This window comes from Bacillus sp. P4_D3 (assembly GCF_056401855.1).
Genome location: NZ_JBFUIN010000023.1, coordinates 18,160 through 30,951 on the forward strand (window position 1 = coordinate 18,160; position 12,792 = coordinate 30,951).

At 36.9% G+C, this 12,792-nt stretch carries 15 protein-coding genes; 6 read left to right on the forward strand and 9 right to left on the reverse strand.

All coding sequences use genetic code 11. The features are described 5' to 3' along the window. Window positions 1-54: 54 nt before the first annotated feature. The 5 genes from AC1DTM_RS06380 to AC1DTM_RS06400 all read right to left on the reverse strand — a co-directional run bounded on the left by AC1DTM_RS06380 (window position 55) and on the right by AC1DTM_RS06400 (window position 4,563). Window positions 55-1,002: an ABC transporter substrate-binding protein gene (locus AC1DTM_RS06380; RefSeq protein WP_016106745.1), complete on the reverse strand. Its 948-nt coding sequence runs from the start codon at window positions 1,000-1,002 to the stop codon at window positions 55-57. Window positions 1,003-1,204: 202 nt separating this feature from the next. Then, entirely contained in the window at window positions 1,205-2,017 is an 813-nt protein-coding gene (locus AC1DTM_RS06385; protein WP_000212073.1) for an ABC transporter ATP-binding protein, read from the reverse strand. Window positions 2,018-2,032: 15 nt separating this feature from the next. Next, complete coding sequence (locus AC1DTM_RS06390) at window positions 2,033-3,049, reverse strand: FecCD family ABC transporter permease (protein ID WP_002159735.1); 1,017 nt, start codon at window positions 3,047-3,049, stop codon at window positions 2,033-2,035. After that, window positions 3,046-4,101 (reverse strand): FecCD family ABC transporter permease, encoded by a 1,056-nt coding sequence (locus AC1DTM_RS06395; RefSeq protein ID WP_016106746.1) that lies wholly within the window; start codon window positions 4,099-4,101, stop codon window positions 3,046-3,048. Before AC1DTM_RS06395 ends, AC1DTM_RS06390 begins: the two co-directional genes overlap by 4 nt. Before the next feature lie 237 nt (window positions 4,102-4,338). Next, complete coding sequence (locus AC1DTM_RS06400; RefSeq protein WP_000526075.1) at window positions 4,339-4,563, reverse strand: YuzB family protein; 225 nt, start codon at window positions 4,561-4,563, stop codon at window positions 4,339-4,341. 289 nt (window positions 4,564-4,852) lie between these two features. On the opposite strand from AC1DTM_RS06400, the gene AC1DTM_RS06405 reads away from it, so the two are divergent. Both AC1DTM_RS06405 and lipL read left to right on the forward strand, forming a co-directional pair. Continuing rightward, window positions 4,853-5,545, forward strand: coding sequence for an RsfA family transcriptional regulator (locus tag AC1DTM_RS06405; protein ID WP_016106747.1), 693 nt, complete (start codon window positions 4,853-4,855; stop codon window positions 5,543-5,545). 127 nt (window positions 5,546-5,672) lie between these two features. Then, complete coding sequence (gene lipL / locus AC1DTM_RS06410; RefSeq protein WP_016106748.1) at window positions 5,673-6,518, forward strand: octanoyl-[GcvH]:protein N-octanoyltransferase; 846 nt, start codon at window positions 5,673-5,675, stop codon at window positions 6,516-6,518. Window positions 6,519-6,581: 63 nt separating this feature from the next. On the opposite strand, the gene pta is transcribed toward lipL, so the two are convergent. Further along, window positions 6,582-7,553: a phosphate acetyltransferase gene (pta, locus tag AC1DTM_RS06415; RefSeq protein WP_002113123.1), complete on the reverse strand. Its 972-nt coding sequence runs from the start codon at window positions 7,551-7,553 to the stop codon at window positions 6,582-6,584. A 433-nt stretch (window positions 7,554-7,986) separates the two neighbouring features. Between pta and hemQ the strand changes: the two genes are divergently transcribed. From hemQ to gerQ, 4 genes are all read left to right on the forward strand, one after another. Beyond that, window positions 7,987-8,730 carry a hydrogen peroxide-dependent heme synthase gene (gene hemQ / locus AC1DTM_RS06420; protein ID WP_002113124.1) on the forward strand — a complete coding sequence of 248 codons (744 nt, stop codon included), beginning with the start codon at window positions 7,987-7,989 and terminating at the stop codon, window positions 8,728-8,730. A 194-nt stretch (window positions 8,731-8,924) separates the two neighbouring features. After that, the gene (locus tag AC1DTM_RS06425) at window positions 8,925-10,202 is read left to right on the forward strand and encodes a serine hydrolase (RefSeq protein ID WP_199715470.1); all 1,278 of its coding nucleotides are present in this window, start codon (window positions 8,925-8,927) and stop codon (window positions 10,200-10,202) included. A 175-nt stretch (window positions 10,203-10,377) separates the two neighbouring features. Further along, window positions 10,378-10,800 (forward strand): cell wall hydrolase CwlJ, encoded by a 423-nt coding sequence (cwlJ, locus tag AC1DTM_RS06430; RefSeq protein ID WP_000538158.1) that lies wholly within the window; start codon window positions 10,378-10,380, stop codon window positions 10,798-10,800. Window positions 10,801-10,827: 27 nt separating this feature from the next. After that, window positions 10,828-11,274, forward strand: coding sequence for a spore coat protein GerQ (gene gerQ, locus AC1DTM_RS06435; RefSeq protein WP_016100359.1), 447 nt, complete (start codon window positions 10,828-10,830; stop codon window positions 11,272-11,274). Window positions 11,275-11,305: 31 nt separating this feature from the next. On the opposite strand, the gene AC1DTM_RS06440 is transcribed toward gerQ, so the two are convergent. The 3 genes from AC1DTM_RS06440 to AC1DTM_RS06450 form a co-directional block, all read right to left on the reverse strand. Next, the gene (locus tag AC1DTM_RS06440; protein ID WP_002016371.1) at window positions 11,306-11,674 is read right to left on the reverse strand and encodes a DUF423 domain-containing protein; all 369 of its coding nucleotides are present in this window, start codon (window positions 11,672-11,674) and stop codon (window positions 11,306-11,308) included. 64 nt (window positions 11,675-11,738) lie between these two features. Next, complete coding sequence (locus AC1DTM_RS06445; protein ID WP_002089830.1) at window positions 11,739-12,026, reverse strand: YwdI family protein; 288 nt, start codon at window positions 12,024-12,026, stop codon at window positions 11,739-11,741. A gap of 6 nt (window positions 12,027-12,032) precedes the next feature. Beyond that, the coding region (locus tag AC1DTM_RS06450) for a potassium channel family protein (protein ID WP_477000104.1) at window positions 12,033-12,792 on the reverse strand (760 nt) is incomplete at its 5' end.

Consider the following 12,792-nt stretch of genomic DNA (forward strand, 5'->3'; position numbering starts at 1 on the left):
GTTATATAAAGAAAAATCACTTTTACCGACGTAAAAGTGATTTTTCTTTATATATTATTTTCCTAAAACAAATTCAGCAACTTCGTCTAGGATCATTTCTTTACCTAGTGGGAAGTATCCTTTGTTTAGGTCTTCATTGCTAATTGTGAATACGTGATTATTTTTAACAGCGTTCATGTTTTTCCAAATTGATTCTTCTTGGAATTCTTTTAGACGCTGAGAACCGTCACCAGTTGTAAATACGAATAAGTAATCTGGGTTGTAATCGATTAAAGCTTCTTTTTGTACTTGTACTAGCGGTTTATCAGTTGGTGTACCTTTAACTGCTGGTAATTTTAAGTCATTAAAGATTACGCTACCGTAACCGTAGTCACCGTATACGCGGAAAGCATTTGGATATGCAGCCATTTTCATGAATGTTGCATCACCAGTTTTAGCGATGATTTTGTCATGTAATTTGCTTGCTTTTTCATCATACTGTTTGAACCATTCTTTTGTTTCTTTCTCTTTACCGAAGATTTGACCTACTTCTTCGAATTTTGGACGCCATTGGTCTAATGGAGTTTTTAACATAACTGTTGGTGCAATTTTAGATAATTGATCATAAATCTTTTCTTGACGATTGTTTACAAGAATTAAGTCTGGTTTTGCAGCAGCTACTGCCTCGATGTTAATTTTATCGCCCCAAGCAGAACCTACTGGTTTCACACCTTCTAATTTCTTTGCAATATGTCCATCAATTTTTTCTTGTGTTGTATTTGCAGTAATAATCGGTTTCATGCCGAAAATTAATAATTCTTCTGTTGAACCACTAAGGTCAGCAATTTTCTTTGGATTTGCAGGGATTTTAATTTCCCCTTTTGCGTGTTGTACAGTGCGCTCTTCAGTTTTCGTATCCTTCGCATCTGCTTTCTTTTCTTCTTCTTTGTTAGAACAAGCTGCAAATAGTACAGAAGTAACAACTAGTACCATTGCTAATAGTGCCATTTTAAAATTCTTCATATTCCCACTCCTTCTAGCTGTATTTCTCTTATAATTTGCATGTAACTATAAGAAACGAAAACAACATTTAATTAATATATTTTTATTAATTGTTGTTTATAGCCCGTTCTAACGGGCGTTCAACTTCCCATCCATGGGTAAGAAGTTCAACGTCCATTAGAACTCCCCCTCTCACCTCTTTAAGAGGGGGACATTCTATTAATTATGCTTTTTTACGCAATTGATTATTAATCATCGCTAAATCGTATGTTAAACAAATTGGTTTACAGTTTACTGGACATGGAACGATTTGAGCTTCAATCTCAAATACATTTCGAAGCGTTTCACTTGTCATAACCTCATCTGGCGTTCCTTGTTTCATTAACTTCCCAGCTTTTAATGCAATCATATGATCAGAGAAACGAGAAGCATGATTTAAATCATGAATAACCATAACAATCGTTCTGCCTTCTTCTTTGTTTAACTTCTTCAGTAAGTTTAATACTTCAAGTTGATGAGCCATATCTAAGTATGTTGTTGGTTCATCTAACACGAGTAAATCTGTTCCTTGTGCAAGAGCCATCGCAATCCATACACGTTGACGCTGACCACCTGATAAAGCTTCTGCTGGACGATTTGCGAATTCTGTCATCCCAGTCACTTCAAGTGCCCAGTGAATGTAGCGATAATCCTCTTCTTTCAATGTTCCAAATCCTTTTTGATGAGGAAAACGTCCATATGAAACAAGTTCAAACACAGTAAGGCCTGTTGGCACTTCTGCAGTTTGTGGTAAAATCGCCATTTTCTTTGCGATTTCTTTCGTTGGCTGTTTCTCAATTGCTTTTCCATCAAGATAAACAGTACCTCGTTTTGCTTTCAAAATACGAGAAGCCGTTTTTAATAATGTAGATTTCCCACAACCATTTGGTCCAATAATCGTTGTAATTTGCCCTTCCGGAATTTCAACTGTTAATCCATCTATAATTAACCCTTCATTATAGCCAACAGATACCGCATCAACTGCTAAAGTTGCCATACAAAAAGCCTCCCTTTATTTTGTCCTCATAAGTAAATATATGAAATATGGTGCGCCAATTACAGAAATAACAAGACCGACCGGTATTTCTGAAGTTGGTAACACACTTCTTGAGATTACATCTGCAAATAAAAGCAAGAACGTTCCTATTAATGCAGCCGTTGGTAACATAATTTGATGTTTACCACCAACGAGGCTTCTCGCTAAATGCGGAGCCATTAAACCGATAAAACCGATTCCGCCCGCAACAGCAACAGATGCACCAGCTAAACAAACTGCAATAAATAATAATTTACGTCTTTCCTTTTCTACGTTTACACCAAGGCCAACTGCTGTAGAGTCGCCTAAATTCATTACATTTAATATGTGCGCTTTACTAATGGCAAGTGGCAAGAAAATAACCATCCATGGGAGTACACTTAATACGAACTTCCAATCTGTTCCCCATAAACTTCCTGCCAACCAAATTGTTGCAAAGCGGAAATCATTAGATGTCATTTTCATAGAAAAAATTAAACTAACAGCACCAAATCCGGCTGCAACAGCGATACCAACAAGAATTAATCGAGTGGATGAAACACCGTCTTTCCATGCTAGTAAATAAATAATAATCGCCGCTAATATCGCTCCTACTAGTGCGAAGAATGGAAGGATAAATACAGATAAAAATGTACCAGTTCCAACTTTCCCAAAGAAAAAGTAGACGAATACAACAACTGTTAATCCCGCTCCGGCGTTAATACCTATAATACCTGGATCAGCAAGTGGGTTTCGTGATAACCCTTGCAAAATTGCACCTGACATAGCTAACGCAGAACCAACCAATATAGCTATAACCATACGTGGCATACGAAATTCAAATAAAATAACAGATTGATCTTCTGCACCTAATCCAACCAATGACTTTAATACATCTATTGGAGGTATTTTAAATGTTCCTGTATTTAAACTTATTAAAAATATAGCAACGATTAATCCTACTAAAATCGTTAAAATAGAAACGTTCTTTTTTGTTAAGACGCTCGTCCTCACATTTTTCCTCTCCCTTCGTTACGTGCTAAGTAGAGGAAGAATGGCACCCCAATTAGCGCTGTAATTGCTCCAATTGGCGTTTCAAATGGTGGATTAATAACGCGAGATAACATATCTGCACATTCAATTAACAATCCACCTAAGACTGCAGAACATGGAATAACCCATCTATAATCTGAGCCTACAAGGAAACGAGTCATATGCGGAATTACAAGTCCAACAAATCCAACTGATCCTGCCATAGAAACCGCAGAACCCGTTAATACAAGAACAAGTACTGTTCCGATAAATTTAATTAATGTCGTATTTTGACCAAGTCCAATCGCAATTTCTTCACCAAAGCTTAAAATTGTAATATATCTCGACATCATAATTGCTATGACGAGACAAACAAGGCCAATCGGTACTAACATATTAATACTTTGCCATTTCACTCCGGCAACACCGCCTGCATTCCACATACTTACCTCTTGGGCAAGGTTGAAATACAATGCAATTCCAGATGAAATTGCCCCTAATAAAGCACTAATTGCTGCACCAGCTAAAGCTAATTTCACAGGCGTTAATCCACCTGGTGAAGAAGACCCAATACCATATACAATGCTCGCTCCAAACGCAGCTCCAATAAAAGATGCGATAACGAACATTAAATAAGGTGAATTAGGGAAGAATGCATACATAATTGCAATCCCGAATACTGCACCATCTGTAATCCCCATTAACGATGGGGATGCAAGTGGATTTCGTGTCATACCTTGCATAATTGCTCCTGATACCGCTAAAAAGGCACCTGCAACTACGCCCCCTATTGCTCTAGGCATACGAAGTTCTTGAATTACGTTATGATGCGTTATAGACCCATCAAACTGAAATACAGCTTGCCAAACGGTCTTTAAACTAATATCTGCTGCACCAAACGAAATAGAAACTGCCATGCTTAAAGCTAACAAAATTGTGCCTGCTATTAAAATAATAGAAGCAACGAGCGGTCTGCTCTTAATCTCTTTAACATTCACATCTTGCTGTCCTATACTCCTTGCGCTCGCTTCCATCCCTCAACCATCCTAACCAACAACATATATTTAATAAAATGAAATTTATTCTCAAATAATAATAAAAAAATTAGGTGAATTGACATTTTTCGTGATAATGATTCTCAGAATCAGACACTTTCTATTCTACCTACCACGTCAAAAGACTGTCAACCATTATTTTGAAATACGAATTCATACAAAGCGCTATCTTATGGACATAAAAAAAGAAGAGTAATCTGTTCACTCTTCTTTTTCTTATTTATTTAACTTTGCTTCAATTTTTACAATTAATTCGTCTTCTGTTGGAGCCGCAACTGGACGATTATTTACAAACGCGAATGATTTTTTACGACCAGGGCCACAGTAAGACTGACATGCAACCTCAATCGTTGCACATGAATCTACTTTTTTTAACTTCGGAATCAACGTTTTAACGTTCGTTGCCTGACAATCATCACACACACGAAATTCGTTTCCCATTATATATAACACTTCCTCTATTTTAAACTTTTCACAAGTACATTTAAAAATAAACACTAAATGGTATTTTACCGCTCTTTGAAGCTTGTTGCAAGTCTCCGGGCGTAGCTCTATTCCTATATAAGGCTACCTATTTTTTATATTTTCTCCTTCAAAAGCTTCCATCATTCATAGCCATATTTCTTCTCTTCATTGAAATCTACCATATTTTTAAAAGCTTTGTATAAAAGCTCATTTTTTTGCCCATTATAAAAATAGGAAGTTCATAAAAAGAAAGGGAGTTGAATCTATGAAAGTAAGACAAGATGCTTGGACAGACGAGGACGATTTATTACTTGCTGAAACGGTGCTTCGCCATGTTCGAGAAGGAAGTACTCAGTTAAATGCATTTGAAGAAGTAGGTGATCAGTTAAATCGCACATCTGCTGCTTGTGGTTTCCGCTGGAATGCTGTTGTTCGCTATAGCTATGAACAAGCTCTTCAACTAGCAAAAAAACATCGTAAAGATAAAATGCGTGCTGCGGGCGGTGAACAGGCAAAAAAACGTTTGCTTTATACACCACCAGCTTCAGAGGCGATAACTGATTATGAAGAACACGTACCGTATGAAACAGCTGTTCAATATACAGAAGCTATTCCATATCAAAAGCCGACTGTCCCTGCTCCAAAAAGCTCAATAACAATGCAAGATGTTATTTACTTTTTACAAACAGTTGGATCTTCAAATATAAAAGTAACAGCTCTTGAAAACGAGAATACGAGATTGAAACAAGAAATTAAAGCGCAAATCTTGCGAAATGAAGAACTAGAAAGGAAACTAGAAAAATTAGAACAACAATCTCATACTGTACAAGAGGATTACGAAACACTTATGAATATTATGAACCGTGCTCGTAAATTAGCAGTAATGGATGATGAGGAACGCTCACAAACATCTTTCCGCATGGATCGAAACGGTAACTTAGAAAAAATTGCAGAATAAAAAGGATGCATGCAATGCATCCTTTTTATTCTTTCACTTCAAAATCCCCCTTTATATCCGAAAAAACCCCTTTCTTCATTTTTTGCTATAATAGAGGTTATCATTTTATAAATAAGGGGTTAGTTATATGAGCAATTCCCGTTCGATTTTATCTCAGCCAGAGTGGCGTATTGTCGACCAGTCTAGTTTAGGACCAACATTCCATGCACTGCAGTCATTCGCAATGGATGACACGTTATGCACAAGTATTGGAAATGGTCTATCCGTTGCAACAATGCGCTCTTGGGTTCATCACAATACAATTGTTCTTGGCATTCAAGATTCACGCCTACCACATTTAGAAGAAGGTATTTCCTTTTTAAAAGAAAACGACTTTAATGTTATCGTTCGTAATTCCGGTGGACTTGCGGTCGTACTTGATGAAGGTGTTTTAAACGTATCACTTTTATTCCAAGAAACAGAAAAAGGTATCGACATCGACCTTGGATACGATACGATGTGGCATTTAATTAAGGAAATGTTAAAAGATTACGATGTTACTATCGAGGCAAAAGAAATTGTTGGTTCTTATTGTCCTGGTAGCTATGATTTGAGCATTCGCGATCAAAAATTTGCTGGTATTTCTCAACGTCGTATTCGCGGAGGCGTTGCTGTACAAATTTACTTATGTGCGACAGGAAGCGGATCTGAGCGTGCCGCACTCGTTCGTGACTTTTACAACGTAGCAATTCAAGGCGAAGAAACACGATTTACGTATCCTGAAATTGTGCCGAGTACGATGGCTTCACTATCTGAATTACTTGGCGAAACAATTACAGTGCAAGATTTAATGATGCGCCTTTTAAAAACGTTGCAACAATTCGCTCCAAAGTTAACACCATCTCAACTCACAGTAGATGAAGTTCCTTTATATGAGACAAATTTACAACGTATTATTGACCGTAATAATAAGGCACTTGGTTTAGAAAAATAAAAAAGACCACCCTCATTTCAAAAGAAATAGGGTGGTCTTTTTTCATATTAATTCATTATAGAATTAAAGTGCTTGAGCTGCTGTAATTAAAGCTAACTTGTACACTTCTTCTTCGTTACATCCACGAGATAGATCATTTACAGGCATGTTTAAACCTTGTAAGATTGGTCCTACTGCTTCGAAGTTACCTAAGCGTTGAGCGATTTTGTAGCCGATATTACCAGCTTCTAGGCTTGGGAATACGAATACGTTAGCATCACCTTTAATTGTAGAACCTGGAGCTTTCTTCTCAGCTACAGATGGTACGAATGCAGCATCGAATTGGAATTCTCCATCTAAAGCTAATTCAGGAGCCATTTCTTTTGCAATGCGAGTTGCTTCTACAACTTTTTCTGTTTCTGGAGATTTCGCAGAACCTTTTGTAGAGAAGCTTAACATAGCAACGCGTGGGTCAATACCGAATAGTTCAGCCGTTTTTGCACTTTCGATACCAATTTCAGCTAAATCTTGGCTGTTTGGTGCAATGTTAATTGCGCAATCAGCGAATACATACTTCTCTTCTTCACGTACCATGATGAATACGCCTGAAGTTTTTGTAACGCCTGGTTTTGTTTTAATAATTTGAAGTGCTGGACGAACTGTATCAGCTGTAGAGTGAGCTGCACCACTTACTAAACCTTGTGCTTTGCCCATGTATACAAGCATTGTACCGAAGTAGTTTTCGTCTTTAAGGATTTTACGAGCGTCTTCTTCCGTTGCTTTACCTTTACGGCGTTCAACGAAAGATGCTACCATTGCATCCATCTCTTCGTATGTAGCTGGATCGTAAATATCAACGCCTGCTAATGTTAAGTTCATGCTAGCAGCTTTTGCGCTAATTTCTTCTTTATTACCAACTAAAATTGGTTTTACTAACTCTTCTTTTGCTAAACGCTCTGCAGCGCCTAAAATTCTTTCATCAGTTCCTTCAGGAAGTACGATAGAAATGCCTTTTCCTTGAACTTTTTCTTTTACTGCTGTAAATAAATTGCTCACGAATAAACCCTCCTACAAATGTTAAAAACTAATCTACCTTTAAGAATACTTCTTTTCAGCTATATTTTAAACTTATAGCTCCCAAAAAATAGATAAAATGAAAATGATTATATTTTCATAAAATTCAGCCGGAAAATAAAGCCTACTTAAGCCTTATTTTCTCCCGTTTTCCAGTAAATATAAAGTGAAACTTTAATCAGTGGGGGGATTGTTCATCCCCCACTGATTATTAGCCTTCACCAATCGGGCGTTTACGGGCAGTTGATCTCCCACATAACTTCTTTGCTCCAGCTGAATTTTGAGGTGGGAGTTTTACTGCCCGTTAATGCGGGATAAATGTGACAGTTTTATGCACCGAAACTTTATGTAGATGTTTTTAATCCTATATATGCTATAGTTAACGTGTAAAATATCATTAACTGAGGTGAATAGAATGAGTGAAGCAACAACAACGTTAGATGGCTGGTATTGTTTACATGATTTACGTTCTATTGATTGGGCAGCATGGAAAACATTATCTAGTGACGAACGCGGACAAGCAGTGTCTGAATTTTTAAATGTCGTTGAAAAATGGAACGAAGTAGCTACTGCAAAAAAAGGCAGTCATGCAATGTATACAGTTGTTGGTCAAAAAGCAGATATTATGCTTATGATCTTACGTCCAACAATGGAAGAGTTAAATGAAATCGAAACAGAATTAAATAAAACAACATTAGCTGAATATTTAGTTCCTGCATATTCTTACGTATCTGTTGTTGAACTAAGCAACTATCTTCCAGCTGATGAAGACCCATACCAAAACCCACAAGTCTTAGCTCGCTTATATCCTGAGTTACCGAAAGCAAATCACATTTGCTTCTATCCAATGGATAAGCGTCGCCAAGGTAATGATAACTGGTATATGCTTCCTATGGATGAACGTAAGAAACTTATGTACAGTCATAGCAAAATCGGTCGCCAGTACGCAGGTAAAGTGCGCCAAGTTATTTCAGGATCAGTTGGATTTGACGATTTTGAGTGGGGCGTAACATTATTTGCTGACGATGTTCTTCAATTTAAGAAACTTATATATGAAATGCGCTTCGATGAAGTAAGTGCTCGCTACGGTGAATTTGGAACATTCTTTGTCGGAAACATTTTACCAAGCGAAAAAGTAACAACATTTTTACACATATAATATAAAAAAGGAACGAAATTCGTTCCTTTTTTTATTACCCTCTACATTTACCTGCAAAAACCTTCTTTTCTCTGCAAATTTGAACAAAAATCGACAAATTCTTTTCAAATTTCTTGTAAGATTGTAACCTTTTCATATCCAAATTTATGCTAAAATGGTACGAGCTATATGCTAATAACGATGCGAAGGTGATAATGTATATGAAGAAAATCTTGTCTATTTCACTATTGTTTCTATTGTCATTTTCTTCCTTAGGAGTAACAACATCCCATGCGGAAGAAAAAATACATATAGAGGCAGCTGCTGCACTTCTATTTGATGCAGATACAGGAAAAATACTGCATGAACAAAATCCAGATGAACTACTAGCTATCGCTAGTATGTCAAAATTAATTGTTGTTTATGCCGTATTAGAAGCAATTAAAGAAGGAAAAATCACTTGGGATACGAAAGTAAACATTTCTGATTACGCTTATGAAGTTTCACGTAATAATGAATTCTCTAACGTACCGTTCGAAAAGGGACGCCAGTATACTGTAAGAGAATTATATCATTCTATCGTTATCTTCTCTGCGAATGGATCTAGTATTGCTTTAGCAGAATTACTTGCAGGAAGTGAAAAGAACTTCTTAAATCTTGCAAATGAACATGCGAAAAAACTAGGGTTAAAGAAATATAAATTTGTAAACGCTACAGGGTTAAACAACGCTGATTTAAAAGGAAAACACCCTGAAGGAACTGATCCGAATGGAGAAAACTCCATGTCAGCTCGCGATATGGGTATTCTTTCAAAAACAATTATTACAAAGTATCCAGAAATGCTAGAGGATACAAAACAAAGATTTAGAAACTTCCCAGATAATCATCCGAAACCAATTCGTATGGAAAATTGGAACTGGATGTTACCAGGTGCTGCTTTCTCTTATGAAGGAGCTGATGGTTTAAAAACAGGAAGTTCTGATACCGCTGGATACGGATTCACTATTACAGCAAAACGCGGTGATTTACGTCTTATTTCTGTTATTATTAAAACGAAATCAATGGACGAACGTTTCACAGAATCTCGCGCATTAATTGAGTATGGATTTAATAACTTCGAAAAACAGAAATTAAAAATAGATAAAAATAACAAAATTTCTGTAGTAAAAGGAAAAGAAGACTACGTAACAGTTGCACCAGAAAAAGAAGTGACAGTAGTTACTGCAAAAGGTAGCAAATCACCTTACAAAATTTCTACTGAAGCAGATAAATCACTTGCTGAAGATGGGCATTTAGTTGCTCCTATTAAGAAAGATGCAAAAGTAGGTTCAATCGTTTTAGAATCAACTGATAAATACGGTTTCTTAGACGGAAATAAAAGTATGAAAGTTACTGCAAAAACGACTGAAGAAGTAGAAAAAGCAAATTGGTTCGTATTAACAATGCGTTCAATTGGCGATTTCTTCTCAAACTTATGGTCTAAAGTATTTTAATGATGAAAAGCTAGCTCACGCTAGCTTTTTTTATTTTCCCCTCTAGATGTAAAACTTCGTTTGGTTGTCATATCTGCGTCCTTTTTCTCATACGTATGAACTAGTAATTGTTCCACACTTCATCTAGAAATGAACCTCTTTCTACAAGGCATTCCAAAAAGAGAGGTGACACATAATGGGTGTTATCGCGTATAACGAAGAAGATGTTAAGTTATTAGCTAGACTGATGCGTGCTGAAGCCGAAGGAGAAGGCCAACAAGGGATGTTAATGGTCGGAAACGTTGGGGTAAATCGTGTCCGCGGAAATTGTTTAGATTTCAAAAAAATACGTAATTTACGTCAAATGGTTTATCAAAATCCTGGTGGTTTTGAGGCAACTCAAAAAGGGTATTTTTATCAACGAGCGAGAGAACAAGATATCGCATTGGCAAGACGGACTATTCAGGGACAACGTTTTTGGCCCGCCAACTTTGCCTTATGGTTCTTTAGACCTGAAGGCCCTTGCCCACCAACTTGGTATGACCAACAAAATTCTGGTCGCTTTAAAAAGCACTGCTTCTTCCAACCATCTGGTGGAGATTGTCCAGGCGTATATTAAGGAATGAAAATGGGGAGGGATTTTTGAATGGCACAGCAACAAAACCCGTACTACGGAACAGGTTTTTATCAACCATCTGGAACTTATGTACAACCGCAACAAATGACCCCACAACAACAGCAACAGCAACAACAGCAACAGCAACAGCAAGCAATGCAACAACAAGCTGCTCAAGCTCAACTTGCAGTTTCTCAAGGGATGTTACCACTAGAGCAATCGTATATTGAAAACATCCTTCGTTTAAACAAAGGTAAACCAGCTACAGTTGTAATGACTTATGAACGTGGTAGTTCGCTTGGTACACAGTCTTATACTGGGATCATCGAGGCAGCTGGTCGTGATCATATCGTAATTAGTGAACCGAAATCTGGAAAGCGCTATTTACTACTAATGATTTACTTAGATTATGTAGAATTCCCAGGGGAAATTACGTATTTACCTAGTCAACAAGCAACTTATGCTCCAAGACCATAAAAAAAAGCTGGCAAATGCCAGCTTTTGTTTTTTATAACCCTTTTACAACTGCAGTTCCGACTAAAATCCACGCCACAATAAACGCTACACCACCAAGAGGTGTAATTGGGCCAAAGAATTTAATACCTGTTGTACTTAATGCATAAAGACTGCCTGAGAACATAATAATCCCAGCTACCATAAGCCAACCCGCAGTGCTTAAAAGTGATGATTGCATTTTGTCCATTAATAGAGCAACTACGAATAAGCCACCTGCATGAAACATTTGATATGTAACGCCCGTCTTCCACACTTCTAACATTTTTGCAGAAATTTTATTTTCTAAACCATGTGCTCCAAAAGCCCCTAATGCAACAGATAGTCCCGCTGCAATACAACCTAGTAAAAAGAAAATTTTCATCTTAATTCCCCTTTTTTACCTTTATCATAAGCAATTTTTACATATAAGCCAAACGATTTTACTTTTAAAAGTCAAATAAAGATTTACCGTTTGCATCCTTTTCTTTTATATATACTTTTTCTCCAGAAACCGGCATAACTGGTTGAACTGTCGTCATAGGCTGAGACCCGATTACTTGTGTTTGAACTTGTGGTTCTCTATACGTAGAAGGCTCCACTTGTTCATCCAATAATAAATCACATAAAGCACGTACAACTAATAAGTGTTCTTTTGATTGTTGTCCTTCACTACTTTTTGCCTTTGCAATTTCATTCGCCATTTTATTTAAAATCTTATCACTAGATACTTGCATTCCTTGTCACCTCTTACTTTGTAGTTCTTTCTCAAATTGCCCCAGTTTCTCCACCGAACCAAATACTATTATCATATCATGTTCTTGTAGTTTTTCCTGCCCCGTTGGATTATGGATAATATCTCCATCCCTTAAAATCGCTAAAATTGTTACATCAAATTGATTTCTCACATTACTCTCTAGTAACGATTTACTGGCTAAGATAGAATCTTTACCAACTTGAATTTCTTCAATTACAAAGGATTGTTCTATTCCATACAATACTGTATCAATATAATGAACTGTTAACGGATTCGCAATACCTTTTGCGATATGAATTCCTGCCATACTAGATGGATTAATAACCTTATTTGCACCAGCGCGCCGTAATTTCTCTTCTGTTTCTGGTTTTTCAGCTCTTGCTACAATTTTAATTGCACCATTAAGCCCTCTTGCCGTTAATGTAATAAATACATTTTCAGCATCGTTTGCTACGATAGCCACTAGACCCGCTGCCTTCGAAATTCCCGCATTATGTAACACTTGATCTTCAGTTGCATCCCCATGTACATATAAAAGCTTTTCCTGTTCGAATATACTTTCATCTTTATCCACAACTACAAATGGGATTTTCTTTTCCTGTAATTCATGTACAACTTGAAGCCCTACTCTTCCGCAACCACATACTATAATATGCTTTTGTAACTGCGCTATTTGTTTATCCATCTTCTTCCTCCGCACTGCATGAAATAAGTTACCCTCAATGATCATAGCTGCTACTACCCCC

Excerpts from the sequence above, each read along its gene's own strand:
- AC1DTM_RS06400 (WP_000526075.1), bottom strand. The coding sequence starts at position 4,563 with ATGGGAAACGAATTTCGTGTGTGTGATGATTGTCAGGCAACGAACGTT.
- hemQ (WP_002113124.1), top strand. The coding sequence starts at position 7,987 with ATGAGTGAAGCAACAACAACGTTAGATGGCTGGTATTGTTTACATGAT.
- AC1DTM_RS06445 (WP_002089830.1), bottom strand. The coding sequence starts at position 12,026 with ATGCAAGTATCTAGTGATAAGATTTTAAATAAAATGGCGAATGAAATT.
- AC1DTM_RS06380 (WP_016106745.1), bottom strand. The coding sequence starts at position 1,002 with ATGAAGAATTTTAAAATGGCACTATTAGCAATGGTACTAGTTGTTACT.
- gerQ (WP_016100359.1), top strand. The coding sequence starts at position 10,828 with ATGGCACAGCAACAAAACCCGTACTACGGAACAGGTTTTTATCAACCA.
- cwlJ (WP_000538158.1), top strand. The coding sequence starts at position 10,378 with ATGGGTGTTATCGCGTATAACGAAGAAGATGTTAAGTTATTAGCTAGA.
- AC1DTM_RS06385 (WP_000212073.1), bottom strand. The coding sequence starts at position 2,017 with ATGGCAACTTTAGCAGTTGATGCGGTATCTGTTGGCTATAATGAAGGG.
- AC1DTM_RS06440 (WP_002016371.1), bottom strand. The coding sequence starts at position 11,674 with ATGAAAATTTTCTTTTTACTAGGTTGTATTGCAGCGGGACTATCTGTT.
- AC1DTM_RS06405 (WP_016106747.1), top strand. The coding sequence starts at position 4,853 with ATGAAAGTAAGACAAGATGCTTGGACAGACGAGGACGATTTATTACTT.
- AC1DTM_RS06395 (WP_016106746.1), bottom strand. The coding sequence starts at position 4,101 with ATGGAAGCGAGCGCAAGGAGTATAGGACAGCAAGATGTGAATGTTAAA.
- lipL (WP_016106748.1), top strand. The coding sequence starts at position 5,673 with ATGAGCAATTCCCGTTCGATTTTATCTCAGCCAGAGTGGCGTATTGTC.
- AC1DTM_RS06425 (WP_199715470.1), top strand. The coding sequence starts at position 8,925 with ATGTATATGAAGAAAATCTTGTCTATTTCACTATTGTTTCTATTGTCA.